The organism is Gilvimarinus agarilyticus (genome assembly GCF_000832015.1).
Classification (GTDB): domain Bacteria; phylum Pseudomonadota; class Gammaproteobacteria; order Pseudomonadales; family Cellvibrionaceae; genus Gilvimarinus; species Gilvimarinus agarilyticus.
Genome location: NZ_JXCJ01000001.1, coordinates 1,345,898 through 1,372,076 on the forward strand (window position 1 = coordinate 1,345,898; position 26,179 = coordinate 1,372,076).

Annotated in this window: 23 protein-coding genes and 1 other RNA gene; 17 read left to right on the forward strand and 7 right to left on the reverse strand. The window is 55.1% G+C overall.

Annotated features, from left to right (window positions below; genetic code table 11):
• Positions 1-145 precede the first annotated feature (145 nt).
• From SD69_RS05810 to SD69_RS05840, 7 genes are all read right to left on the reverse strand, one after another.
• The gene (locus SD69_RS05810; RefSeq protein ID WP_041522463.1) at positions 146-1,426 is read right to left on the reverse strand and encodes an aminotransferase class I/II-fold pyridoxal phosphate-dependent enzyme; all 1,281 of its coding nucleotides are present in this window, start codon (positions 1,424-1,426) and stop codon (positions 146-148) included.
• Positions 1,427-1,527: 101 nt separating this feature from the next.
• Positions 1,528-3,453, reverse strand: coding sequence for a M48 family metallopeptidase (locus tag SD69_RS05815; protein ID WP_041522464.1), 1,926 nt, complete (start codon positions 3,451-3,453; stop codon positions 1,528-1,530).
• Between the two features lie 27 nt (positions 3,454-3,480).
• Positions 3,481-4,077, reverse strand: coding sequence for a LemA family protein (locus SD69_RS05820; protein WP_041522465.1), 597 nt, complete (start codon positions 4,075-4,077; stop codon positions 3,481-3,483).
• Between the two features lie 21 nt (positions 4,078-4,098).
• On the reverse strand, positions 4,099-4,677 hold the full coding sequence (locus SD69_RS05825) for a BON domain-containing protein (RefSeq protein ID WP_041522466.1): 579 nt from the start codon (positions 4,675-4,677) through the stop codon (positions 4,099-4,101).
• Positions 4,677-5,264, reverse strand: a complete 588-nt coding sequence (locus SD69_RS05830; RefSeq protein WP_041524482.1) for an SIS domain-containing protein — start codon at positions 5,262-5,264, stop codon at positions 4,677-4,679. The genes SD69_RS05825 and SD69_RS05830 overlap by 1 nt, the downstream gene beginning before the upstream one ends.
• Positions 5,265-5,287: 23 nt before the next feature.
• Complete coding sequence (locus SD69_RS05835; protein WP_041522467.1) at positions 5,288-5,677, reverse strand: YraN family protein; 390 nt, start codon at positions 5,675-5,677, stop codon at positions 5,288-5,290.
• Positions 5,674-7,680 (reverse strand): penicillin-binding protein activator, encoded by a 2,007-nt coding sequence (locus tag SD69_RS05840; protein WP_052480922.1) that lies wholly within the window; start codon positions 7,678-7,680, stop codon positions 5,674-5,676. Before SD69_RS05840 ends, SD69_RS05835 begins: the two co-directional genes overlap by 4 nt.
• A 76-nt stretch (positions 7,681-7,756) precedes the next feature.
• On the opposite strand from SD69_RS05840, the gene rsmI reads away from it, so the two are divergent.
• The 17 genes from rsmI to ftsZ all read left to right on the forward strand — a co-directional run bounded on the left by rsmI (position 7,757) and on the right by ftsZ (position 26,056).
• A complete protein-coding gene (rsmI, locus tag SD69_RS05845) occupies positions 7,757-8,602 on the forward strand; it encodes a 16S rRNA (cytidine(1402)-2'-O)-methyltransferase (RefSeq protein WP_041522468.1) in 846 nt (281 codons plus the stop codon).
• Between the two features lie 52 nt (positions 8,603-8,654).
• Positions 8,655-9,005: RNase P RNA component class A (rnpB, locus tag SD69_RS18280), an RNA gene on the forward strand.
• A 324-nt stretch (positions 9,006-9,329) separates the two neighbouring features.
• Positions 9,330-9,770 carry a division/cell wall cluster transcriptional repressor MraZ gene (mraZ, locus tag SD69_RS05850; RefSeq protein WP_041522469.1) on the forward strand — a complete coding sequence of 147 codons (441 nt, stop codon included), beginning with the start codon at positions 9,330-9,332 and terminating at the stop codon, positions 9,768-9,770.
• Positions 9,771-9,778: 8 nt separating this feature from the next.
• The gene (gene rsmH, locus SD69_RS05855; protein WP_041522470.1) at positions 9,779-10,711 is read left to right on the forward strand and encodes a 16S rRNA (cytosine(1402)-N(4))-methyltransferase RsmH; all 933 of its coding nucleotides are present in this window, start codon (positions 9,779-9,781) and stop codon (positions 10,709-10,711) included.
• Between the two features lie 5 nt (positions 10,712-10,716).
• Positions 10,717-11,019, forward strand: a complete 303-nt coding sequence (gene ftsL / locus SD69_RS05860) for a cell division protein FtsL (protein WP_052480923.1) — start codon at positions 10,717-10,719, stop codon at positions 11,017-11,019.
• A gap of 51 nt (positions 11,020-11,070) precedes the next feature.
• Positions 11,071-12,768, forward strand: a complete 1,698-nt coding sequence (locus tag SD69_RS05865) for a peptidoglycan D,D-transpeptidase FtsI family protein (RefSeq protein ID WP_084591663.1) — start codon at positions 11,071-11,073, stop codon at positions 12,766-12,768.
• A complete protein-coding gene (locus tag SD69_RS05870) occupies positions 12,765-14,297 on the forward strand; it encodes a UDP-N-acetylmuramoyl-L-alanyl-D-glutamate--2,6-diaminopimelate ligase (protein ID WP_052480925.1) in 1,533 nt (510 codons plus the stop codon). The genes SD69_RS05865 and SD69_RS05870 overlap by 4 nt, the downstream gene beginning before the upstream one ends.
• Positions 14,294-15,670, forward strand: a complete 1,377-nt coding sequence (locus SD69_RS05875) for a UDP-N-acetylmuramoyl-tripeptide--D-alanyl-D-alanine ligase (RefSeq protein ID WP_041522471.1) — start codon at positions 14,294-14,296, stop codon at positions 15,668-15,670. The genes SD69_RS05870 and SD69_RS05875 overlap by 4 nt, the downstream gene beginning before the upstream one ends.
• Positions 15,671-16,753: a phospho-N-acetylmuramoyl-pentapeptide-transferase gene (gene mraY, locus SD69_RS05880; protein WP_041522472.1), complete on the forward strand. Its 1,083-nt coding sequence runs from the start codon at positions 15,671-15,673 to the stop codon at positions 16,751-16,753.
• Positions 16,754-16,773: 20 nt separating this feature from the next.
• Positions 16,774-18,117, forward strand: coding sequence for a UDP-N-acetylmuramoyl-L-alanine--D-glutamate ligase (murD, locus tag SD69_RS05885; protein WP_232301156.1), 1,344 nt, complete (start codon positions 16,774-16,776; stop codon positions 18,115-18,117).
• The gene (gene ftsW, locus SD69_RS05890; RefSeq protein WP_052480926.1) at positions 18,114-19,319 is read left to right on the forward strand and encodes a putative lipid II flippase FtsW; all 1,206 of its coding nucleotides are present in this window, start codon (positions 18,114-18,116) and stop codon (positions 19,317-19,319) included. Before murD ends, ftsW begins: the two co-directional genes overlap by 4 nt.
• Complete coding sequence (murG, locus tag SD69_RS05895; protein ID WP_041522473.1) at positions 19,316-20,386, forward strand: undecaprenyldiphospho-muramoylpentapeptide beta-N-acetylglucosaminyltransferase; 1,071 nt, start codon at positions 19,316-19,318, stop codon at positions 20,384-20,386. The genes ftsW and murG overlap by 4 nt, the downstream gene beginning before the upstream one ends.
• Complete coding sequence (gene murC / locus SD69_RS05900; protein ID WP_041522474.1) at positions 20,379-21,806, forward strand: UDP-N-acetylmuramate--L-alanine ligase; 1,428 nt, start codon at positions 20,379-20,381, stop codon at positions 21,804-21,806. The genes murG and murC overlap by 8 nt, the downstream gene beginning before the upstream one ends.
• An 11-nt stretch (positions 21,807-21,817) precedes the next feature.
• Positions 21,818-22,750 (forward strand): D-alanine--D-alanine ligase, encoded by a 933-nt coding sequence (locus tag SD69_RS05905; RefSeq protein WP_041522475.1) that lies wholly within the window; start codon positions 21,818-21,820, stop codon positions 22,748-22,750.
• Positions 22,750-23,568 (forward strand): cell division protein FtsQ/DivIB, encoded by an 819-nt coding sequence (locus SD69_RS05910; RefSeq protein WP_041522476.1) that lies wholly within the window; start codon positions 22,750-22,752, stop codon positions 23,566-23,568. The genes SD69_RS05905 and SD69_RS05910 overlap by 1 nt, the downstream gene beginning before the upstream one ends.
• 39 nt (positions 23,569-23,607) lie before the next feature.
• On the forward strand, positions 23,608-24,843 hold the full coding sequence (gene ftsA, locus SD69_RS05915; protein ID WP_041522477.1) for a cell division protein FtsA: 1,236 nt from the start codon (positions 23,608-23,610) through the stop codon (positions 24,841-24,843).
• A gap of 58 nt (positions 24,844-24,901) precedes the next feature.
• The gene (ftsZ, locus tag SD69_RS05920) at positions 24,902-26,056 is read left to right on the forward strand and encodes a cell division protein FtsZ (RefSeq protein ID WP_041522478.1); all 1,155 of its coding nucleotides are present in this window, start codon (positions 24,902-24,904) and stop codon (positions 26,054-26,056) included.
• Positions 26,057-26,179 lie beyond the last annotated feature (123 nt).

Here is a 26,179-nt window from a genome sequence, read left to right on the forward strand (position 1 = left end):
CGGGAATCTAGTGACTATGTTATTTGCAGTCACTCCGTTCTCCGTACTCCTTTATCTGCTCCAAGTCACGCTCTGGCTTTCCCAGCTCACGTCTGCATTTATAGGGAGGGGGCACCGGCCTGCGCTGCAGGCCGGTGAAAGAGGCTTACTGTTGGCTGAGTGCCTGGCGTACCGAGGCTAACTTGACGCAGGTGACGAAGACTTCCATAGCGCCTACCACTTCCTCGACTGAGGGCACGGATGGGGCGATACGGATGTTGCAGTCGTTCGGGTCGTCGCCGTAGGGGAAGGTGGCGCCGGCCGGGGTAAGCTTAACGCCAGCTTCGGCGGCTAAGCGAACGGTTTCTTTGGCGCAGCCGGGGCGGGTGTCAAACGAGACAAAGTAGCCACCTTGCGGGGTTTCCCAGCTGCCTAAATCGGTACCGCTAAAGGCGCTGTCGAGAGCGGTCAGTACCGCATCAAAGCGCGGTTGTAGCAACTCGGCGTGTTTTTGCATGTGGGTCATCAGAGCGGCACGGTTGGGTAAAAACTGGGCGTGACGCAGTTGGTTGACTTTATCGGGGCCGATGGTCGAGGCACTAAGAAACTTCTTAATGCCCGCCAGGTTGGCGTCGCTAGCCGCCATAAAAGCTACACCGGCGCCGGCGTGTGTAATTTTTGAGGTCGAGGCAAACTGGATGACGGTGTTATCGGTGCCGTGCTTGGCACAGGCGTCAAATACCGAGGCCAGTTCAGGCCCATCGCTGTTTAAGTCGTGCACGGCGTAGGCGTTATCCCACAGTACGCGGAAGTCGGCGTGAGCGATTTTACCCAGTTGCGCGATGCGATCGACGGTTTCATCGGAGTAAACCACACCGGTTGGGTTGGAATACTTGGGCACACACCACATGCCGCGAATGCTGTTGTCGGCTTTAATCAGTGCTTCTACGGCATCCATGTCGGGGCCGGTTGCCGTCATAGGTACGGTGATCATCTCGATGCCGAGTTGCTCGCATACAGTAAAGTGGCGGTCGTAACCGGGCACCGGGCAGATCACTTTAGGGGCCGGGCCGTTTTTCCAGGCGCTATCGGGGCCAGTTAAACCAAAGTGGTGCGCGGTGAGTACGGTTTGGTACATCAGGGTCAGGCTGGCGTTGCCACCTACCAAAATGTTGCTGCTGGGTACGCCCATCAGGTCGGCGCCCAGTCGTTTGGCTTCCGTAATGCCATCGATGCCGCCGTAGTTGCGGGTGTCGGTGCCGTTGTCGGTGATGTATTGGCCTTCTAGTACGCCATCTAATGTGTCCGACAGAGACAATTGCTCGGCGGACGGTTTGCCGCGAGTGACATCAAGGTTGAGCTGTTTGGCGACAATGGCTTGGTATTGCCCGGCCAGTTCAGCTTCCCATTCACGCAGTTGTTCGACAGTGGCTTGATCCAGTTGCAAGGGGTCACCTCAATAGTTGGTTGCGGGGCGCGTCGAGCGCAAGGGGCATCATTATACAACACCGCTGCGCTCTGTTAAGTGTTGGGTACTACTTGAGAGGGTTATTGTCTTGCCAGTGGCGGCACCGGGCAGTTTAAGCTGTCGGCAATGGCGCGAAACAACTCGGCTTCGGTGGCGGTGATCTTGCCGTCGGATTCTATGGTGCGCATCATCGCTTTGAGCAGCTGCGGCTTTTGCAGCGGGCGGGTGCGGTTTAACTCGTTAAGGGCTTTATCCAGTGCCGCAATAGTCAGTTGTGACCGGTCGAGCAGTGGCAGCTCGTTCATGCGCAATAGCTCGAGCGCTTGATTAAAAGCTTGGGTGGCCTCTGCTGTGTTGTCATTGCCAGCATGGGCGAGATACGAGAGTACCAGTTGGCAGCTGTTGCGCATTTGGCGTAGTTGTTTGTGCTGGCTGTGAAAGTTGGGCTCGCCTAATTGGTGAGTAACAATGCGGCGCAAGCTCCACTCGTGCAGATCGGTTTTATTGTCGGCGCTGATGAGCATGTCCATGGCTTGTTGCAGTGTCTGTACTTGCGGCTCGCTCAATGATTTTAACGTGGGAAGGCATAGCTCCAGCAGCGCTAACCTGTCTAACTCATTGACAGTAGCAGCTTGTTTTACGGTGTCGCGCCACTCGTGGAGCAGCGCTTTGCTGTAATGATCGGCGAGTGATTGCCACTGACGTTTGCGTAAGTCACTGTTGACGGTATCGAGTAGCAGCCCAAACACAATGGCGCAGGCGCCTATGGGGGAGTGGGCAGCTTCGCGCAGGGGCTCGCCAATTTGTTGCAGTTGTTGTTGTGCCTGGGATAGGTTCTCGCTCGAGGCTTCGCCAATTTGTTCGACAGCCGCAGCGAGTACGCTAGCTTTAAAAAAACGCTCGCGATCGACGCTTGCGCTGTTTGTCTCGGCGCTGCTGTCGGGCTCGGGCGCCGCAGCGGCGACCGTGAACTCTCCATCCCAGCTGGGCTCGACGCGTTTAATGCGCTCGCTAAGGGGCGGGTGAGTGGCCATTAGGCTGTTAAAGGCTGTGCTGACGCCCTGACTAAAATACATGTGACTAAATTCAGCGCTGTGTGCGGCTTCGAGTTTGCTGCCGGCATTGGCTCCACCAATCTTTTTTAGCGCTCCGGCAATGCCGCTGTTATCGCGGGTAAATTGCACGGCCGAGGCGTCGGCCAGAAACTCTCGCTGGCGACTTACCGCCGCTTTAATGATGTTGCCGAAAAAAGTCCCGGCGTAACCAATAATAATTAAGCCGATGCCCGCAATGGCAATACCGCTGCCTTTGTTGTCGCGATTAGAGCGTCCGACGCTGCTGTACATGGCACCGCGAACCATAAAGTGGCCAATTAATCCGAGCAACAAAATACCGTTTAACAAAGCCACCAAGCGCATGTTTAAGCGCATGTCACCGTGAAAGATGTGGCTGAATTCGTGGGCAATCACACCTTGCAGCTCGTCGCGGTTTAGCTGCTCAATGCAGCCGCGGGTTATACCGATAACGGCATCTTGCGGTGTGTGGCCGGCGGCAAAGGCGTTTATTGCCGACTCCTCCATTAGGTACACTGGAGGTACCGGTGCGCCGGAAGCAATGGCCATTTCTTCGACAACGTTGAGGAGCTTGCGCTCGTTGGCGTCGCGGGTATCGGTGTTAATAAGGCGCCCGCCTAGGGATTCGGCTACCACCCGACCACCACGCCGCAACTGTTGATACTTAAAAAGCCCGCCGATCAGTACCACAGTAATAACAACCATGGAAATTCCGCTAACCGTTTGCCAATCTAGCAGCGTACCCAGGCTGGCCCAAAATCCCAGCCCGGCCGTCTCCATATGGTAGGCGCTGTTGCCGGTTTGCATGTACAGCATGATGCCGGCAAACATTGCGGTAGTGACCGCGATCAGGGATAAAACGGCAAGGATTAATAGCGCAACCAGACGCTTGGTGTTGCGCCTGGCAATGTCTTGTTGCTCAAAGAAGTTCATCGAAACTTAGTCGTCAAAGCGACTCGTTTAAAACGAGACTTTGGGTGCTTCGGCGATGGCTTCGCTGTCGTCAAACTCCAGTAAGCTGGCATCCTGCGCGTGACCAAACATGCCGGCCAGCACGACGGGTGGGAATCCCTGCTTGTAGGTGTTGTAGTTCATGACCGAGTCGTTAAAGGCCTGACGGGCAAAGGCTATACGATTTTCGGTGCTGGTTAGCTCTTCGGATACCTGCTGCATATTCGCGGAGGCTTTTAAGTCGGGGTAGGCTTCCATGACCACGTTTAGGCGGCCCAGTGCGCTGCTTAATGCGCCTTCGGCACCGGCCAGTTGGCCCATGGCGGCGGCGTCTCCGGGGGCGGCCGATGCGGCTTGCAGGCCTGACATGGCTTGGTTGCGCGCCTGAGTGACGGCCTCAAGGGTTTCGCGCTCGTGAGTAATATAGGCCTTGGCGGTCTCGACCAGGTTGGGGATTAGATCGTAGCGCCGCTTCAGTTGCACTTCGATCTGTGCAAAGGCGTTTTCAAAGCGGTTTTTGAGGGCCACCAATTGGTTGTAAACACTGATAACGTAAAGTACCAGGCCGGCGAGAATAACGAGTACAACAATTGTGCTTATATCCATGTGGCAATCCTTTATTAACAATTAGTCGATGTATTCAAATACTCGTACAACTTTTTGCACACCGCCGGTGTGACGGGCGATATCGGTAACCGTTTCGGCCTCGGCTCGTGTCACTAGCCCCATTAAAAAGACCGTGTTGTTCTCGGTAACGATTTGCACCCGGCCGCCTTCGATATCCCGGTTGGTCAATAGCTTAGAGCGAATCTTGGTGCTTAGCCAGCTATCGTTTGCGCCCGCGAGTAAAGAGATGGGCGCCTGAACCTGTAACTCATTATGTACCTGGCGCACATTGGGCATTTTACGCACGGTGTTACCGGCGAGCTCGCGGKCCTCATTGGTGGGCACTTGGCCTACCAGCAGTACCACAGCGTTGAAGCTGTGAACGCTAATAGGGGCGTTGTCCAACACGTTGCTGGCCTTATCGATGTTGACTGAGGCAATCGTTTCAATTTGGTTGTCATCGATTTTGACGCCTAAGGAGCGCTTGCCGGGGTCGATTTTAATTGGCTCGTCGGTGGTGGCGCTAATGATGCTGGTGCAGCCGCTGCCGAGCGCCAAAAAAGCACCAATCAGCAGCCAGCGAGTCAGTACGTGAGGCATTATTCGTGGCTCCCAAACAATTGTTCTTCGATTAAATCACACAGGCAAAATAGGGTGAGCAAGTGAACTTCGTGAATCCGGGCAAAGCTCGCATCGGGGGCCCGTAGCTCGACATCGCGGTTATCCAAGAGGGCAATAACGTCGTCACTGTCGCGTCCGGTTAGGGCGATAACGGTGATGTCACGATCGTGCGCGGCGCTAATCGCTTGTAGCAAATTGCTGGCGCTGCCGGAGGCACTTAATAGCACCAGTACGTCACCCGGTTGCCCCAGTGCGCGAATTTGCTTGGCGTAGATCTCGTTGTAGGTGTAATCGTGAGCAATGGCCGATTGGGTAATGACGTCGGCGCCGATGTTAATGGCCGGTAGGCTGGGGCGCTCGTGTTCAAAGCGGTTTAATAAGCTGGCGCTAAAGGTTTGTGCCAATGCCGCACTGGCGCCGTTGCCGACGGTAATAATTTTACCTTCATTTAGCAGGCTCTCTACGATCAGTTCGCTGCTGTGGGCAATCAGTGGGGCCAGTTGCTCGCCCGCCTGCATTTTGGCTTCGATACTTTCGTGAAAAAGGGTGATGACCCGCTGATCCATAATTGTCTCGTTATCGTTAGGCTTTAAACCGCGCCAAAGGCGTTTTTGATCCACTCGGGCTGTCGCTCCGAGTCCAGTGTTTGCAATGCTACCACATCAAATCGACAGGGGACTTTATCGGTGAGTTTTTCACGCTGAAGGTAGTATTGCGCAGCTTGCAGCAGTTTGCGTTGCTTGGCGGCGTTAACGCTTTCGCTCGCACTGGCAAAGCGCTGATTGCCACGCAGCCTCACTTCGACAAACACCAGCGTTGTTTGTTCGCGCATGATGAGGTCTATCTCGCCACCGCCACCACGGACGTTGGCAGCAACGAAGTTAAGCCCGGCACGCTCTAAAAATTGCCGCGCGCGCTGCTCGGCCTGTGCGCCGCGGCTGCGCTTTGATTGCAGTTTGTTTAGTGCCTGCTTAATCACTGGGTCGAACTGGCGCGTTCAATGGTGCTATTGGTGATAGGGGTGGCTACGCCGCCAATAAACTCTGCCCAAATCTGCTCCCGTACGATGCGGCCGTCTTGCTGCATGCTTAAGGTGCCGGTGGCGCCCAGTACCCGGGTTTGCGGCAGGTGTTTAAGTTGCGGCAGGCGTGGGTATAAATGATAAGCGTCGGCGCCCATGGCGTGCAGCCGCTCGTAGGCCGGTGGCGCATCGGTGTTGGCTTTAATCGATTGCGCCTCCGCCGACTCGGAAAATAACCAGGGCAAGGTGTTAAAGCGAATGCCATTTAGGTCGCGATCGGCCTTGGGGTTGTCGGTGCCGTTGTATATTTGGCTGGTGGCAAATACCGGAATGTCTCCGGCGTAATGAAACGCCAGGGTCGGTTTGATTTGCCGCGCCTGGGGCGGGTTGGCGATCAAGAAAATCATCTCCACATCTTTGCGGCGGCGCGGCTCAAAATGAGTGTTGGTGTAAATGATTTTGCGCAGCTCACTGTGGCGTCGCTCGCTATCGTCGACCAGCAGTGTACGTTTTAATACGTCCGAGTAATCGCCGGCGCCTACATAGCGGCTTAATGCCACCACTTCGCCATCGAGTTGCTGCCACTGGCCGATAAATGCATCGATGCTGCGCTCGGCCCAGTCGATATCGGGCGCTATGATCATGGCGCGGCGATGGCCCTGTAAGTGGGCGTGACGGGCAATTTGTCGCGCTTCATCTTCAGCTGCCAGGCCAAATTGGTACAGTTCCGGTGCGAAAAAGTTGTTGTCGGTGGCTGTTGCCTGAGCGGTATCGCCGTTGCCAAAAGTGGCAGAGCTGGGGCTGACGGGAATAACGCCGGGCAGTTTTGGCTGCATTTGCGGTATGGTTAATTCACCTAAATTAATGCTGGTGATGGGGGCGCTTTGTTCGCTCGATTGCTCGCGATAGTTTAGAGCCAAAACCGGCACCGTTAAGCTTGTCCGCTGTGCGAGGGCATCGACTTTTTCTTTGGCCAGCGGGCCGACAATAAGCTCTGCGCCGTCGCTGACAGCTTGATCGTAAAGCTGATTAATGTCGGCGGACTGGGTGTCGTACTGGCGAATAATCGGGTTTTGCTCGGCGCTGCGTTCGGCAAAGTAAGCCGCCAAAAAACCATCGCGCACGGCGCTTGCCGCACCGGCTAAGCGACCGCTTTGCGGTAGAAGCAAGGCGATAGAGTTGGGTTGCCGGGCAATTAACTGCCCTAGTAACTGCAGGTCACTAGGCAATTCAAGGTTGGCGGGGTGTGTGGGGTTTTGCATGCGCCATAAATCGACTCGCTCAAGTTGCCGATTAAGGTTGGCGGCGCTGTCGCGGGTGACTTGTGCAAGCTCGGCCCAGCGGCCCAGGGTGGGGCTGTTGGGGTTGCCTGCCAAATGGTTAAGCTCGCTCGCCGATAGGCTCATTAAATCCTGCCAAATTGCTTCGTTGTTTAGGTACAGCTCATCGCGCCCCAACAAATAGCCCAGCTCAACGCGAGCGGCCAAACTGGCTTGGTAGTCGCCCAGCACTGAGTTGGTTTGCGCCCTCAGCTCTAGCAGTTGACGCTGTTGGTTGGGGGTAAGGCTGCGCCACAGTTGCTCAAGCCGGTTGCTGCTTAACGCATCGCGCGCAGCAAAAAAATGATCGCTGGCGTAGGCAATGGCGCTGTAGCTTTGCAGGTACGTTAGGTACTGCGCATCACTCATCGCTTGCGGCGATAACGGTTGCAGCAACGAGAACGCCCACTCATCCTGCGCTTGCTCATGCAGCAGGTCGGCGGCTTGCAATAAGTAGGTGACGCGCTCATCGGCGCTGCCTTGCCGGGCTTTGTCTACTAACTGAGACACTTCGCGCTCGAGTTGTTGCGAGCTGTCTTCGCTGGTGGCGGGGGTGTCTGTGCGGGTGGTTTGTGGTGCGCAGGCGGTTAGGATTGCGCCCAGCGTTAAAACAGACAAAGCTCGTGCTAGGTTATTGCGCATGGTTAGACTCTTGTTGGGATGAGCAGCGGTGGCGTGCTCGCGGTGTTAAACTGCACTTTTTACATCAGGTGCAATCATGTCGCAGTCGCTCGGTACATTATATGTCGTCGCTACACCCATCGGAAACTTGGGGGATATGGTACCGCGTGCGGTGCAGGTGCTCCAGTCTGTTGCTTTGATTGCCTGTGAGGATACCCGTCACAGTGCGCGTTTGCTGGAGCATTTTGCCATAACCGGCCGCTGTGTTGCGTACCATGATCACAGTGATGATAAGCGCACGGAGCAAATTCTAGCGCAATTGCAGGCGGGCGAGGAGGTGGCGTTAATCAGTGATGCCGGTACTCCGCTGGTCTCGGACCCCGGGTACCGTTTGGTGCGTGCGGCGCGTCAGGTGGGTGTGCGAGTGGTGCCAATACCCGGGGCTTGCGCCTTTGTGGCCGCCTTGAGCGCGGCCGGGCTGCCGTCTAATCGTTTTACCTTTGAGGGTTTTTTGCCCGCCAAAGCCGGTGCCCGATTGGCCGCCCTGGAGGCACTGGCGGATGAACCGCGCACCTTGATTTTTTATGAGGCGCCCCACCGGGTGCTGGCGTGCGTACAGGATATGGCGCGCGCCTTCGGCCTTGAGCGCGAGTTGGTGATGGCTCGCGAGATCAGCAAGACCTTTGAGACTATTTACACTGCCTGCGCCGGCGATATGGCAGAGTGGATTGCGGCCGATAGCAATCAGCAGCGCGGCGAAATTGTACTGTTGGTGCATGGTGCGCCGGAGCGCAACGTTGGCATGAGTGCCGAGGCCGAGCGCGTGATGCGCATCTTGCTCGATGAGCTGCCGGTAAAGCAGGCGGCGGCGCTGGGCGCCAAGCTGACCGGCGCTAAGAAAAATGAGCTGTATCAATGGGCGCTGGCTAATCGGGCCGACTAAGGTCTGGCAACTTTGCTTGACTTTTTAGGGGGCTACGCTAAGGTGTTGGCTCGGAGTCGGCTCGGCAGTCGCTGCTCGCTTTTGCGGGTGGAGGAAAGTCCGGGCTCCATAGGGCAGAGCGCCAGGTAACGCCTGGGAAGTGCGAGCTTACGGAAAGTGCAGCAGAGAGTAGACCGCCTAAGCAGCTTCGGTTGCCGGTAAGGGTGAAAGGGTGCGGTAAGAGCGCACCGCGCGGCTGGTAACAGTCCGTGGCATGGTAAACCCCGCTCGGAGCAAGACCAAATAGGAATCCACTGGTGTGGCCCGCACTGGATTCGGGTAGGTTGCATGAGGTGTGTGGTGACACACATCCCAGATGAATGACTGTCCCAGACAGAACCCGGCTTACAGGCCGGCTCCGAACTATTCCAATCCGATTGCGCCTCTATATGCCGCGATCGCCTATATCAGATCTCCGCTTAATCCGAAATGATTCCACACTTAAAGTAACTTCTTAAGAGTTGCTTCCATCTGCTTGTTAACTAAAGAAAATCACCCTTATTGCGGCACCCCCTCCCTGCTAGATGTCGACCAGTTAACGAACTTTTCCCCTGCTTTTGTGAATTTTACCTGCATTTTCCTGTGTGCTTGCTTGACTTTGATCCCACCGGATTTATAGTGTGCAATGTGGAAAAAAGTGGGTAATAGTGGTTTTTTGTGGAAGCAGGCCCCAAATAAGTGGTGAAAAGTGTTTACAGGTAGTCATGCCATCAATATGGACGCCAAAGGGCGTATGGCGATACCGACCCGGGTACGTGAAGGGTTGGTGGAGTCGTGTGCCGGGCGTTTGGTGGTGACGGCCCACACCGAAGATCGCTGCTTATTGGTGTTTCCCGAGCCTAAATGGCAGGAGATTCTCCCCAAAATCCAAAGCTTGCCCACTATGAATAAGGCCTCGCGCCGGGTGCAGCGCTTGCTGATCGGCTACGCCTGTTCTCTTGAGATGGATGCGAATGGACGGATTCTTGTGCCGCCTACGCTGCGTTCTTACGCTGATCTGGATAAAAAACTGATGCTTGCAGGGCTTGGTGACAAGCTGGAGTTGTGGAGTGAAAGCAGCTGGTTTGCCCAGATGGAAGAGCCCGGCGACGACGACATGCCCGAAGAACTGCAGTCACTGGTGTTATAGGAGACAACATGGGTGAGCAGCCACATATTACCGTGCTTCTCGATGAGGCGGTTGACGCGTTGGTTGAGAACGCGTCGGGCTTTTATGTCGACGGTACTTTTGGGCGCGGCGGGCATAGTGATCGCATTCTGAGCCGTTTGGGTACCGATGGCCAGTTGTTGGCCATCGATAAAGATGCCAGTGCTATTGAGGTGGMGCATCAACGCTTTGGCGCGGATGCGCGCTTTGCTATTGAGCACACCAGTTTTGCCGAGCTCACCCGCCTGGTGGGCGAGCGCGACATGGCCGGCAAAGTGGACGGCATTTTGTTGGATCTGGGCGTATCTTCGCCTCAGCTGGATGAGCCCGAGCGCGGTTTCAGCTTTTTAAACGATGGCCCGCTCGATATGCGGATGGACCAAACCCGCGGCATAAGTGCGGCCGATTGGGTCAATACCGTTGCTGAAGGCGAGCTTGCCCGAGTGATGAAAGAGTACGGTGAAGAGCGCTTTGCCAAGCGCATGGCCAATGCTGTGGTGCGCGAGCGCGAGCAGTCGCCCATTACGCGTACCGGGCGTTTGGCGCATATTTTAAAAGAGGCCAACCCCGCGTGGGAGAAAGGTAAGCATCCGGCCACTCGCGCGTTTCAGGGTATCCGTATTCACATTAATAACGAGCTTGGTGATTTGGAGAGCGTGCTGGATCAGGCGCTCGAGATGTTGGCCGTTGGTGGGCGTTTGGTGGTGATTAGTTTTCACTCGCTGGAAGATCGTTTAGTGAAGCGATTTATTCGCCGCCATGAAAAGGGCGACCCAGTGCCGCGTGGCGTGCCCTTGATGGAGTCGCAATTAAACCGGCGTTTGCGCAGCCGCTCTAAAGCCGTTAAGGCGGGTGGCGATGAGTTGGGACGCAATGTGCGCGCTCGCAGCGCGGTCATGCGCGTTGCCGAAAAGCTTGCGTAATCACTGTGAGTTACGGGCGGTTAGGTGGCGTAAGTGCGGGGCGCTGGGCATTGGTGGTGGGCCTATGGCTTGTCAATATCGTCTCGGCGCTGGCGGTCGTCGCGGTCACTCAAGAGGTGCGGCGCGATACCAACGAGCTAGAAGCGTTGCGGCGCGAGTCGGCTGATCTGGAAGTTCAATGGGGTCAGTACTTATTAGAGCAAAGTACCTGGGCCTCTTATACCCGGGTGGAAAAACAAGCGAGCGAGCAGTTGGGTATGAAAGTCCCGGATGCGAGCCAAATAATTTTAATCGAGAAGGAGCACTAAGTGCGGCAACTCACGCTAAAGTCCTGGCGTTTTTACAGTGTGGTACTGGCTATGCTAGTGCTTGCTGTTGCGTTGCTTGGGCGAATTGCGTCTTTGCAAGTGTTGCCCGATGCCGACCGCGGCTTTGAGTTTTTGCAGGGGCAGGGCAATGCCCGCACTTTGCGCAGTGAGCCAATCAGCGCCTATCGCGGTGTTATCACCGACCGCAATGGTGAGCCGCTGGCGGTAAGTACCCCGGTTGAATCTATTTGGGCTAACCCGCAAGTGCTATTGCAAAAGCCACAACACTGGGCCGCGTTATCGCAAAAGCTGGGCTGGAGTCAGGCCGAGCTCGAGTCGCGCTTAGCGCGTTTTGCTAATAAAGAATTTATGTACCTGGAGCGCCACTTGCCGCCCCAAGAGGCCAATGCCATTTTAGCGTTGGGAGTGGATGGCGTTTACGCTCAGCGCGAATACCGCCGCTATTACCCCGCGGGCGAAGTGGCGGCACAGTTGGTGGGCATTACCGATGTGGATGATCGTGGTCAGGAGGGAATGGAGCTCGCCTACGATGCCTGGCTCACTGGCGAAAGCGGCGCCAAGCAGGTGATCAAAGATCTGCGCGGGCGTACCGTTAAAGATTTGGGCCTAACCAAGGCCGCCCGTAGTGGGCGGCCTTTGGCGTTAAGCATCGATTTGCGTTTGCAGCATCTTGCCCATCGCGAGCTGAAAAAAGCGGTGCAGGAGTTTGGTGCAAAAGCGGGCTCGGTGGTGGTGTTGGATGTGCACACCGGAGAGATTCTGGCGATGGTGAATCAGCCCTCTTACAACCCGAACGATCGCAACAGTATTAAAACCGCCAGTTTACGCAATCGCGCTTTGACTGATGTTTTTGAGCCGGGCTCGACCATGAAGCCGCTGGCCATGGTTGCTGCATTAGAAACCGGTAAATTTCAGCCCTACAACGTAATTGATACCACGCCCGGCTATGTGCAGGTGGGGCGCAAGGCGCTTTATGACCCAATCGATTACGGCAAATTGGACTTAAGCCGAATTATCGCTAAGTCGAGCCAAGTGGGCATGACCAAGTTGGCGTTAAAGATGGACCCTGACACTGTGCGCAATATGTATTACCGCCTAGGGCTGGGCCAGGGCACGGGTACAGGGTTTCCGGGCGAGGCCGTGGGCGTTTTGCCGTCCTATAGCAAATGGCGACCGATTCAGCAGGCAACCTACGCTTTTGGCTATGGCTTAAACCTTACCATGGTACAGCTTGCGCAGGCTTATGGCGTGCTCGCTAGCGGAGGTATAAAGCATCCCGTTTCGCTGCTGCGCAAAGAGGGGGAGGAGATTCCCGGTGAGCACGTCGTGGACGCGCAGTACACGCAGCAAGTGATGAAAATGCTACGCAAAGTGGTCGCCAAAGGTGGCACTGGCACGCTGGCTAATGTCGACTCTTACAGTGTGGCGGGTAAGACGGGTACAGCGCATAAAGCGGATGCTGGCGGTTACGCCGATAACCGTTATGTTGGGTCGTTTGTCGGGGTGGCGCCGGCGGAGGATCCGGCCATTGTGGTGGCGGTCATGATCGACGAGCCGCGTGATGATAAATACCACGGTGGCCAGGTGGCTGCCCCTCTGTTTTCCAGTATTACCGGCGGGGCGTTGCGATTACTACAGGAGCCACCTGAGAATAAAGGCGCCCGCGTGAGTGTCAGAAAACTAGAGCCAGCGCCGGCATTGGCCCAGCATGGAGGGACGTTGTTGTGATCACCGCCCGAGCCAATGAGCGCGCTATGACGCTGGCGCAGTTATTAGATGACGACTCTTTGCGTGAGCTGGACTCGGTGCGGTGGTCGGTGCTGCAATCCGATAGCCGCCGCATTATGCCTGGACATATCTTTGTGGCGCTGCAGGGCGCGACGGTGGATGGCCGTGATTATATTAATGACGCGATAAATCGCGGCGCTAGCGCGGTATTTATCGAGGCCGATGGCAAGAACAACACGTTGGAGTATCGCGGTGCGGTGCCGCTTATTGCGGTTGCTGGGTTGTCCGGTAAATTGAGCGAGATTGCCGGTCGCGCCTATGCTGACCCAAGCGCCGAGCTCAATATAATTGGCGTGACGGGCACCAACGGAAAAACGACCTGCAGCTTGCTTATTGCGCAATTGCTCGAGGCGCTCGGTGAGCGCTCGGCGGTGGTGGGCACTTTGGGTTATGGCCGGGTGGGTGAGCCGCTGCAGGGCACCGGTTTTACCACGCCCGACGCGATATCGAGCCAGGCGTTGTTACGTGATTTAGCCGAGCAGCGTATTAAAGCCGTGGCCATGGAGGTGTCATCTCACGCGCTGGCCCAGGGGCGAGTTAAAGCTGTGCGGATGTCAACGGCAGTATTTACCAATTTATCCCACGATCATTTGGATTTTCACGGCGACTTAAAAGCCTACGGTAAAGCCAAGGCGCGTTTGTTAAAAGCGCGTGATTTACAGTGCGCGGTGGTTAACCGCGATGACAGCTGGTGTAAATCACTATTGAAAAAAGCCGAGGCCTTGAGCCAAGTGTTGAGCTACTCACTGAGCTCAAAAAAGGCCGATCTCTATTTCGACGGGCTGGAGTACTCCGCCCAAGGTATCACCGGTACGATTCACACGCCTGTGGGTAGTGCGCCGCTAAGTGCATCGCTAATTGGTGATTTTAACGCGAGCAATATTTTAGCCGCTGTTGCCGTGGCGATAGCGCAAGGTTATCCGCTGGATAGCATTATGGCCGCTGTGCCGCAGTTGCAGTCGGCTCCGGGGCGGATGGAGCAGGTAACTGTGCGCGCCGATCAAGGCGTACAGGTGGTGGTTGATTATGCCCACACGCCTGATGCGTTGGAAAAAACTCTGCGTGCACTGCGCCGTCACACTGAGGGTAGCTTGTGGTGTGTGTTTGGTTGTGGTGGCGATCGTGATCGTGAAAAACGCCCGGCCATGGGGCGGGTGGCCGAGAAATCAGCCGATTACACCATAGTGACAAACGATAACCCTCGCGGTGAAGATCCAGCGAGTATCGCCAGTGAAATTGTTCGCGGCATGCACTACCCAGAGCGGTGCCTGGTGATTGCCGAACGCGATAAAGCCATCGACTTGGCCGTACAGCAAGCCCGTGCGGGCGATACCGTGCTATTGGCGGGTAAAGGGCATGAAGCCGTGCAAATATTCTCCCAGCGTCAGTTGCCCTTTAGTGATTTGCAGCAGGCGCGCACGGCCCTAGTGCGCCGGCTGGAGAAGATTGCAGCGGAGGGGCAAGCATGATTGGCACTATGTCGATTGCCCAGTTGCAGCGCGATTTTGCATCGCATTTGACCGCGGTGGCGACTGGCGCCTCGATGGAGTTTACTCGGGTGTGTACCGACTCGAGAGCGATTCAGGCGGGCGATTTATTTGTCGCTTTACGTGGTCCGCGTTTTGACGGGCACCAATATTTATCCGACGTTCAGGCTGGCGGCGCCGTGGCGGCCCTGGTTGATACGCTGGATCCAAGTTGTACGCTGCCACAGTTGCAGGTCGATGATACGGTTCTGGGGCTTGGTGAGATCGCCCGGTTAAACCGCGAGCGATTTGCGGGGCCGGTGGTTGCCATTACCGGTTCGAGCGGCAAAACCTCGGTACGCTCCATGGTTGACGGTATTTTGCGTTGCGAGGGGGATGTAATGTCCACCCAGGGCAACTTGAACAATCACATTGGTGTACCACTGACGCTGTTGCGCCTGGATGGTCATGAAAAACATGCCGTGATAGAGATGGGGGCCAGCGCCATTGGTGAAATCGCTTACCTGTGTGAGTTGGCTCGCCCGGACGTGGCATTGGTGAATAACGTCATGCCGGCGCACCTGGAAGGTTTTGGTTCAATTGAAGGTGTAGCCGACGCGAAGGGCGAAATTTATCAAGGGGTGGCCAACGACGGTACCTGTGTTATCAATATTGATGATCGGTTTGCGCCTCAGTGGCTGGCCCAGCTGCAGAACCGTTCACATCTTTGTTTTGCCCTGGATAACCCCGCCGCTGATTGTTACGCCAGTGATATTCAACAAGCCGGTTTGACGACCCAGTTCACGTTAAATCTATGTGGTGAAGCGTTATCGATTAGCTTGCCTGCCATAGGCTTGCACAGTGTGCGCAACGCGTTGGCGGCCGCCTGCTGTGCTAGGGCGGTAGGGGCGAGCAATACCTCAATCAGCACGGGGCTCAATAATTTCTCGCCAGTATCCGGACGCATGAATATCAGTGTCGGGCGCGGTGGAGTTCGTGTTATTGACGACAGCTACAACGCTAACCCAGGCTCGGTGCGAGCCGCTATTGATGTCCTGGCGCAAATGCCCGGCAACACTATTTTAGTGATTGGCGATATGGGCGAGTTGGGTGAGGAGGCTTATCTGATGCACGCCGAGATAGGCGATTATGCCTCGGAGAAAAAACTTCAGTCGGTATTTAGCTGCGGCACCTTAGCCCAGGCGGTAAGCGATAACTTTACTGGTACAGGTCGGCATTTTGATACGCACGATGAGTTGCTTGCGCACCTCAATCAAGTCGCCGTCGACAGAGATTGCACATTGTTAATTAAAGGCTCGCGTAGTGCCCGAATGGACGTCGTGGTTCGGGCTCTGACTGACGAGGAGAAACAATAAATGTTGTTATGGCTGGCCGAGCAATTACAAGAATATTTTCGCGGCTTTTTTGTCTTCCAGTACTTAACCCTGCGCGCGATATTGGGCGTGATGACAGCACTGGGTATTTCCTTGCTGTTGGGGCCATGGATGATTCGCAAACTGAATCAGTTGCAAATCGGCCAGTCGGTTCGCGATGACGGGCCTCAATCACATTTAAGTAAATCCGGAACGCCCACTATGGGCGGAACCTTAATTTTGGCGGCCATATTTATCAGCAGTTTGCTGTGGTCAGACTTAAGCAACCGTTATGTATGGGTTGTATTGGTGGTAACGGCAATTTTTGGTGCGGTGGGCTGGGTTGATGACTACCGCAAAGTGGTGCAGAAGAATTCGCGTGGCTTGCCTGCGCGCTGGAAGTATTTTTGGCAGTCGGTCGGTGGTTTGGGGGCAGCGATTTACCTATACGCCACCGCAACCTTGCCGGCAGAGACCCAACTGTTTTTACCGTTTTTAAAAAGTTTTGCTTTAGAGCTGGGTATTTTTTACGTGGTGCTTAGCTATTTTGTGGTGGTGGGGGCGAGCAACGCCGTCAACTTAACCGATGGTCTGGACGGCTTGGCAATTATGCCCTCGGTAATGGTGGCCGGTGCGCTAGGGGTTATCGCCTACGTGACCGGCCACTACGAGTTTGCCCAGTATTTGCACATTGCTCATGTTCCGGGCAGCGGCGAATTGGTGGTGTTTTGTGCGGCGTTGTGTGGGGCGGGGCTTGGCTTTTTATGGTTTAACACCTATCCCGCGCAAGTATTTATGGGCGATGTAGGTGCGCTTTCTCTGGGGGCGGCATTGGGGATTATCGCCGTTATTGTTCGCCATGAAGTGGTGTTCTTTATTATGGGCGGCGTCTTTGTAATGGAGACCGTCTCAGTGATTTTGCAGGTTGGCTCTTACAAGTTAACCGGTCGCCGTATTTTTAGGATGGCGCCATTGCATCACCATTTTGAATTAAAAGGTTGGCCAGAGCCGCGCGTTATTGTGCGTTTTTGGATTATTACCGTCATGCTCGTGCTGTTTGGGCTGGCGACACTGAAACTGCGCTAAGCGCATAGGGTATTAACAACGTGAGTAATTTGATCGCCTCAAGCAAAATGATCGCCGTAGTGGGCACCGGAGTATCCGGCTTGTCTGCGGCGCGTTTTTTGCGCGCGCAAAAATTGCCCTTTGTATTATTTGATACCCGTGAGGCGCCTCCGGCGCAGGACGTCATTGTCGCTGAGTTTCCCGACGTGCACTGCCAGTTTGGTGTGTGGGATGAGTCGCTGTTGCAAAGTGCCGACGAGATTGTACTCAGCCCCGGCCTGCCTTTAAGCATGAGTGCGATTGCCGCCGCCCGGGCAGCTGGGGTACCGGTGATTGGTGATGTGGAGTTGTTTGTACGCCATGCCAAGGCGCCGATTGTGGCTATTACCGGCTCTAACGGCAAAAGCACCGTGACCACTTTAGTGGGTGAAATGGCCACGGCAGCGGGCATTAAAGTGGCAGTGGGTGGCAACTTGGGTACGCCGGTGCTCGATCTGCTGAGCGATGATGTTGAGTTGTATGTACTCGAGCTTTCGAGTTTCCAGTTAGAAACCGTCACCAAGCTCGGTGCCACTGTCGCCTGTATTTTAAATATGAGTGCCGATCACCTCGATCGCTATAACGGTATGCCTGAATATCACCGGGCGAAGCAGCGTATCTATTTTGGCGCTCGTCATGTGGTAGTTAACCGCACCGACCCATTAACGCAGCCGCCGCTGGCGGACGATGTGACGCGCAGCTCGTTTGCCGGTAGTGCCGACTTTAAAAACATGGGCGTACGCGAGCAAGAGGGCGACACCTGGCTGTGCGATGACCTTACCCCGGTTATCAAAGCGTCTGAGTTAAAGCTGCCCGGCCGGCATAACATCGACAATGCCTTGGCTGCGATGGCTATTGGTAAAGCGGCCGGTTTGCCTATGGCTTCTATGCTGCAAACGCTGACGAGCTTTAAGGGCCTGGAGCACCGTTGCCAGTGGGTGGCGGAAGTGGCTGACGTGATTTACTACAACGACTCTAAGGGGACTAATGTCGGGGCCACGTTGGCGGCGATCAACGGCCTGGCCAATAGTCACGGTAAGTTGGTCGTTATTTTGGGCGGTGTCGCCAAAGAGCAAACCTTTACGTCACTCTTGCCAGCGTTAAAAGCCCATGCTCGCGGCTGTGTATTAATAGGTGAGGCGGCGGATGAGCTCGCCGCTATGCTGCAAGGCGAGGTCGACTTCGAGCGCGCCGGCTCAATGCCCGAGGCGGTAAGCAAAGCGCAAGCGCAAGCGCATAGTGGCGACCGTGTGTTGCTCAGCCCGGCTTGCGCGAGCTTTGATATGTTTGACAACTATCAAGCGCGCGGTGACGCCTTTTGCGCGGCGGTAGGAGGGTTGCAATGAAGCAGTCCCCGCTTGCTATTTACTCGCGCACATCGGTAGATGGCACCATGGTGTGTTTGTGGCTGGCGTTGTTGTCCATAGGTTTGATTATGGTGGCTTCGGCTTCGGTGGCATTTGCCAGCGCAACCTATGACGACAGTTGGTACTTCTTTAAACGTCATTTAATGTTTTTACTGATCAGTGCCGTGGGAGCCAGTGTAGTGTTACTGGTGCCAAGCGACACCTGGCGCCGTTTTAGTGTGCCGCTATTAATAATTGCCATTGTATTGTTGGTGGCGGTGCTGCTGCCAGGTGTTGGTAAACGGGTGAATGGTGCGCAGCGCTGGATTAATTTTGGGCTGTTTGCCGTACAAATATCCGAGATAGCAAAGTTTGCCGTACTTATGTTTTTCGCCAGCTATTTTGCTCAGCGTTACCCGCAGGGGCTAAGGGGCTGGCGAGAGTTTGGCAAGCTTATTTCGCTGCTGGCGCTGGTGTTGCTATTGCTGGTGTTAGAGCCGGACTTTGGCAGTACGGTGGTGATTGCGGCAACGGTTATCGCGGTGATGTTTATCGCTGGGCTTAAGTTGCGCTACTTTTTTCCGTTGGCAATTGGTGCGGCGGCGGTCATGGCGGCTATCGCGATTATGAGCCCCTACCGGCTCAAGCGGTTGGTGACTTTTATGGATCCCTGGGCCGATCAGTTTAACGCCGGTTATCAGCTGACCCAGTCTCTGATCGCGTTTGGCCGTGGCGAGTGGTTTGGTATGGGGCTTGGCAACAGTTTGCAAAAGTTGTTTTATCTGCCCGAAGCACATACGGATTTTATTTTTGCCATCTACGCCGAAGAGTTCGGCATGGTGGGTGGTGTGGTGCTGCTAGCATTATTTGCGGCGCTGATTCTGCGCATCTTAGCGGTGTTCCGCACGTGTATGAGCCGGGCTAATCACTTTTTAGCGTTTGCGGTATTCGGTGTGGCGGTGCTGTTTTCGCTGCAAGTGTTCATTAACGTTGGGGTGGCATCGGGGTTACTACCGACTAAAGGATTGACTTTGCCCTTTATCAGTTACGGCGGCAGCAGTTTAATTGTCAGCTGCGCGCTGATGGCATTTGTGGTGCGGGCTGATATCGAGATGCGGGCAATCCCGGAGAAAAAAATATCGGTGACTAACCCATCCCGTGTGCGCCATGCGGAGCAAAGCACAGCGGAGGTTAGCGCATGAGTCGGGTACTGATTATGGCAGGCGGTACGGGTGGACATGTATTTCCTGCACTGTCCGTAGCGCGACGCCTATCGGCCGATCAGGTATCGGTTAGTTGGCTCGGTACGCGCAAAGGCATTGAGGCGCGGGTCATCCCCGAGGCCGGCATTGATATTGATTATATTCGTATCGAAGGTGTGCGTGGCCGTGGTGCATTGGGATTGTTAAAAGCCCCATTTTTAATTTTGGCGGCGCTATTTCAGGCCATTGCCGTGTTGCGTCGACAAAAACCTGATGTGGTTGTGGGCTTTGGTGGCTTTGTGTCCGGCCCTGGCGGTTTGGCGGCTTGGCTGTTGCGTATTCCGCTGGTAATTCACGAGCAGAATGCCATTGCCGGTACCACCAATAAGATTTTAGCTCGCTTTGCGCGGGTGATTGCCTCGGGCTTTGCCGAGGTTTTGCCTAAAGCACGTTGGGTGGGTAACCCGGTGCGAGACGAAATTGTAAGCCTGCCGGTGCCCGCAGAGCGTTTTGCCGAGCGCGAGGCCGAGCCGTTACGGTTATTGGTGTTGGGCGGCAGTTTGGGAGCTCGGGCAATTAACGAGTTAATGCCAGCGGCATTGGCCGGTTGTGCTCCGGCGCTTACGTTTGATGTTTGGCATCAATGTGGTGCCCGTCATGAAGAAGCTACGGTGGCCGGTTATGTTGAGCATCAAATGAAGGCTCGGGTGGAGCCTTTTATTAAAGATATGGCTAGCGCCTATAGCTGGGCCGATGTGGTGGTGTGCCGCGCCGGCGCCCTGACTGTGGCCGAATTGGCAGCCGCCGGACTCGGCGCTTTGTACATTCCGCTGCCTAACGCCATTGATGATCACCAGACACATAACGCGGCGGTGATGGCGAGTGCCGGCGCGGGTATCAGCGTTCCTCAGGCGCAGCTAAACGCCGAGAGCTTGGCGCGGTTGCTGAGCGAGCAATTGTCCGATCGCCAAGCGCTAGAGCAAATGGCTAACGCTGCCAGAAGTTTGCATAAAGACGATGCTGCCGGTGCGGTCGCTAAGCTCACCGAGGAGCTTATCAATGGATAAAGTTATGAAGTACTACGAAGTGCCTGAAATGCGCCGCATTCGCCGCATTCATTTTATCGGCATTGGTGGCGCGGGTATGAGTGGCATCGCTGAGGTGCTCATCAACCAGGGTTACGAAATTTCTGGCTCGGATTTAAAAGAGTCCAGTGTGACTCAGCGCTTAGCGGGCTTAGGTGCAACTATCTATTTTGGCCACAGCGCCGGTAATGTTGTGGGCGCGGATGTGGTGGTTAACTCTAGCGCCGTGGATGAGGCTAACCCAGAGATGATCGCCGCGCGGGATAACCGCATACCGGTGGTTCGTCGAGCCGAAATGCTAGGCGAACTGATGCGGTACCGCCACGGTATTGCTGTGGCCGGCACCCACGGTAAAACCACAACTACGAGTTTATTGGCATCGGTGTTGGCGGCGGCCGACCGTCACCCCACGTTTATTATTGGCGGCTTGGTCAATAGTGCCGGCAGCAATGCGCAGCTGGGCGAAAGCCGGTATTTAGTGGCCGAGGCCGACGAAAGCGACGCGTCGTTTTTACACCTACAGCCGATGGTGGCGATTGTCACTAATATCGATGCCGACCATATGGACACCTACGACGGTGACTTTTCGAAGCTAAAGCAAACCTTTGTCGAGTTCCTTCACAACTTGCCCTTTTACGGGTTGGCGGTGCTGTGTGGCGATGACCCGATCGTGCAGGAAATTTTACCCGATGTGGCACGCCCGGTGACGACTTACGGCCTGGATGATGGCTGCGATTTACGTGCGGTAAACATCCGCCAAGACAAAATGTTTAGCGAGTTTGATGTGGTGAGTCGCTCGGACGAGTCGGTGTTGTCAGTGCGCTTAAATATCCCAGGCGTGCACAACATTTTAAACGCTCTAGCGGTTATTGCTGTCGCCCGGGACGAAGGGGTGAGCGACGAGGCGATAGTTGCCGGCCTTGGTAATTTTGCCGGTGTTGGGCGCCGGTTTCAGGTATACGGCGACTACCCGGTTGAAAATGGCAGCGCGATGTTGGTGGACGATTATGGGCATCACCCGCGTGAGGTGGGTGCAACGATTAAAGCAATTCGTGATGGTTGGCCCGAGCGACGCTTGGTGATGGTGTACCAGCCGCACCGCTATACGCGCACCCGCGATTTGTTTGAGGATTTTGTCGATGTTTTATCTGGCGTCGACGCTCTGGTGTTACTGGAGGTTTATAGCGCAGGTGAAGAGTCGATACCAGGCGCCGATGGCCGTCAGTTGTCGCGCAGTATCCGCAACCGTGGTCAGGTAGATCCCATTTTTGTTGAGGGTGTAGAGGGTGTGCCTGGGGTTATTAAAGATATAGCGCGCGCCGGAGATATTGTGATTACCCAGGGCGCGGGCAACGTGGGGGCACTAGCGGTAGAACTCGCTAAGCGTCAACTCATTCAGTAGTGGATGTATTAATGAAAGAACAAAACAGCCAGTTAATCAAGCAGCTTGGGCGCGTCGGCGTATTGTTTGGCGGTCGTTCGGCCGAGCGCGAGATATCGCTGCGCAGCGGTGCGGCGGTAGTTGCCGCGCTGGCTGAGCTGGGTGTCGAGCATGTGGCTATCGATATTGGCGAACACAGCATCGATCACTTGCAAAAAGCCGGTATTGATCGGGCGTTTATTGCGCTACATGGCCCCGGTGGCGAGGACGGCCGTATTCAGGCGGTGCTGGAGTATTTAGATATTCCCTACACCGGTAGCGATGTGCAGGCCTCGGCCATTGGCATGGATAAACTGCGCACCAAGCAGTTGTGGCGCGGTATAGGTGTTAATACTCCGGACTTTGCAGTGCTCAACGAGCAATCAGATTGGGCCGATGTGTTACATACGTTGGGCGGCGACGTGATGGTTAAGCCCGCTCACGAGGGGTCGAGCATCGGTATGGCTCGGGTGAGTAGTCCAGGCGCGCTAAAAAACGCTTACGTGGCAGCGGCTAAGTTTGATGCCGTGGTAATTGCCGAGCGATTGGTTACCGGCGCGGAATACACAGTGGCGATTTTGGGTGAGCGGGCATTGCCACCCATAAAGCTCGAAACAGACCATACCTTTTACGATTACGACGCTAAATATTTTGCCGACGATACCCGCTACTTGTGCCCTTGTGGCTTGGATGAGACGACCGAGCAGCAACTTCAGGCGCAAGCGTTACAAGCATTTCGCAGTATTGGTTGTCGTGGTTGGGGCCGGGTTGATGTGATGCGCGACAGTGCCGGGGTGTTTCAGATGCTTGAAGTGAATACCGTTCCCGGGATGACCGATCACTCATTGGTGCCCATGGCCGCTAAGGCGACGGGGCTGGATTTTAATGCTTTGATACTGGCGATTTTGTCGGAGAGTTTAAGCTGATGAGCAAACGAGCGGCGCGCGCCAAAGGCTACCGTCAGGCGACACCCAAAGGTGCCAGCCGCTCTTCCAGCTCGTCAGTGGTTGCTCGCCTGTTTGTGTTGGTGTCGCGGGTTTCGCTGGTGGTGTTTGTCGCTGGCATTGGCTTTGGTGTTTATCACTATGGTGGTGCCGCGGCCAAGCGGATTTTGCAGCACCCGGTCGACGAAGTGCGAGTCGAAGGCCCGTTTCACTTTGTCAGCCGTGAGGCCGCCACTGACTTAATTGGTGCGGCAATCGATAACGATTTTGTCGATTTGGATATTACTCAGCTAAAGCAAAAAATTGAGCGGCACAGTTGGATTGAACGCGCGGTGATTACCCGCAGCCTGCCCAGTGCATTGGTGGTAACACTAGTCGAGCAAGTGCCTATTGCACGTTGGGGTAACACAGGGTTTTTAAATCAGCGCGGTCAAGTTATTGCCACTCGCGAGACACAGCTGCTAAGCGATTTGCCCGAGCTGAGTGGCCGCGAAGAACAGTCAGCAAGGATTATGCAGCAGTATCAGGATTTGTCTGGTTTGCTGCGCTCACGCAATTTAACCATCGTGCGGCTATGGGTTGATGAGCTCAGCACCTGGCGCATCACCTTAAATGGCGGCGTCGAGCTGGTGTTAGGCAAAGATGATTTGGCGGAAAAAATACAGCGCTTTTTGCTGGTGTATGACGAGCATCTAGTGCCGCAGTTTGACGCCGTAGTGCGAGTTGATTTGCGCTATACCAACGGCCTTGCGGTAGCTTGGTCGGATGAATATGAAGTGCTGGTGGAAGAGGCCAGTTAACTCACACACTTTACGTATTGGGGAAAGAGGTCCATTTAAATGGCGGGCTCAAACGACAACAAAATGATAGTGGGCTTGGATATCGGCACATCCAAAGTGGTAGCCATCGTCGGCGCCATTACCCCGGACGGGGATTTGGAAATCGTCGGTATCGGCTCGTGTCGCTCTAACGGGCTGAAAAAGGGTGTGGTGGTGAATATCGAATCCACCGTCCACTCCATTCAGCGTGCGGTAGAGGAGGCTGAGTTAATGGCTGGCTGCCAAATACACTCGGTTTACGCCGGTATTGCCGGCAGTCACATCCGCAGTTTGAACTCCCATGGGATTGTCGCCATTAGGGATCGCGAGGTGTTCTCGCAGGATGTTGACCGTGTGATTGATGCCGCACAGGCGGTGGCGATTCCGGCCGATCAAAAAATTCTGCATATTTTGCCGCAAGAATTTTTAATCGACGACCAAGAGGGCGTAAAAGAGCCTTTGGGTATGTCGGGTGTGCGGCTTGAGGCAAAAGTGCACCTGGTGACCTGCGCGGTAAATGCCGCGCAAAATATTGAAAAGTGCATTAAGCGCTGCGGCTTAGAGGTTGAAGATGTCATTTTAGAGCAGCTCGCCTCGAGCTACTCGGTACTCACCGATGATGAACGCGATTTGGGTGTTTGTATTGTCGATATCGGTGGTGGTACCACAGATATCGCCATTTTTACCGATGGCGCGATCCGTCATACGGGCGTTATCCCCATCGCCGGCGATCAGGTAACCAACGATATTGCCATGGCCTTGCGCACCCCAACGCAAAATGCCGAAGAGATAAAAATTAAATACGCCTGCGCACTGGCAAAACTGACTGGCCCGGATGAAACCATCAAGGTACCAAGTGTTGGCGATCGCGCCGCCCGCAACTTATCTCGCCAGGCGTTGGCCGAGGTGGTCGAGCCGCGCTATGACGAACTGTTTACCTTGGTGCTGGCCGAGCTACGCCGCAGTGGTTTTGAAGACATGTTGCCCGGGGGCATTGTGTTAACCGGCGGCACCGCAAAAATGGAAGGCGTGGTCGAGTTGGCCGAGGAAATATTTCATATGCCGGTAAGGCTGGGTGCCCCGCAAAACATTACGGGGCTGTCCGATATTGTTAATAACCCGATTTACTCCACCGGTGTGGGGCTGTTGCAGTACGCCGTTAAGCAACATTTAGGTGAAAATCACACAACACCGGCAACGGATAGCGAACCTACTTTTTTTAGCAAACTGAAAAGAATGTTTCAGGGCGAATTTTAATTTTTTAATTTTATTTTTTAACTTTTAAATTTTACTTTACGGAAGAGAGGATAAAGCCATGTTCGAGCTCGTAGACAGCATGCCACAAAATGCAGTGATCAAAGTTATCGGTGTCGGCGGTGGTGGTGGCAACGCCGTAAAACACATGATTGAAAATAATGTCGAGGGTGTAGAGTTTATCTGTGCCAACACCGACGCTCAGGCACTTAAAGATGTCGATGCCCGCGTTGCTCTGCAGTTAGGCAACAGTATGACCAAGGGTCTGGGTGCGGGCGCTAACCCCGAGATCGGCCGCCACGCTGCGATGGAAGATCGCGAGCGTATCGCCGAGGTGCTTGAGGGCGCCGATATGGTCTTTATTGCCGCGGGTATGGGCGGTGGTACCGGTACCGGTGCGGCACCTATTGTGGCCGAAGTGGCTCGCGACATGGATATATTGACGGTTGCGGTGGTCACCAAGCCGTTCCCGTTTGAGGGCCGTAAGCGTATGCAGGTAGCGGAAGCCGGCATTAAAGAGCTGCAGGAGCGTGTTGACTCTTTGATTACCATTCCCAACGAAAAACTGCTGTCGGTGCTGGGTAAGGCCACCAGCTTGCTGGATGCCTTTAAAGCGGCCAACAGTGTGTTGCAGGGAGCTGTACAGGGCATTGCCGATCTGATCATCCGCCCCGGTATGATCAACGTCGACTTTGCCGATGTGAAAACGGTTATGTCTGAAATGGGTATGGCGATGATGGGTACCGCCCACGCCACCGGTGATAACCGTGCCCGTGAAGCGGCCGAAGCGGCTATCCGCAGCCCGCTGCTGGAAGACGTTAACCTGCAGGGTGCGCGCGGCATTTTGGTGAACATTACCGCCGGTATGGATTTGTCGTTGGGTGAGTATGGCGAAGTGGGCGAGACCATTGCCGAGTTCTCTTCCGATGATGCGACCATCGTTGTGGGTACCGTAATCGATCCAGAGCTGCAAGACGAGCTGCGCGTTACTGTGGTAGCTACTGGTCTGGGTATTGCCGAGCAAGCCGCCAAAGCGCCCACCAAAGTGGTGGTGGATAACACTCGTCGCGCCGATGGTCAGCTGGATTACTCCGCACTGGATCGCCCAACGGTTATGCGCAATGCCGGTGGCCAAGCCGCGGCCGCAGCGCCGGCGGTCGACAAGGATATGGAATATCTGGACATTCCAGCATTCTTGCGTCGCCAGGCCGATTAAACCATTAAACAGGTGTGCCCCGTACCGCGATAGTCGCGGTGTGCGGGGCGCTTAAGGCCGCACCAGCTTTGTGCGGCCACTTGTTAATGGCTGGTGAATCTGGGCATTTTTTGCTATAGTTCG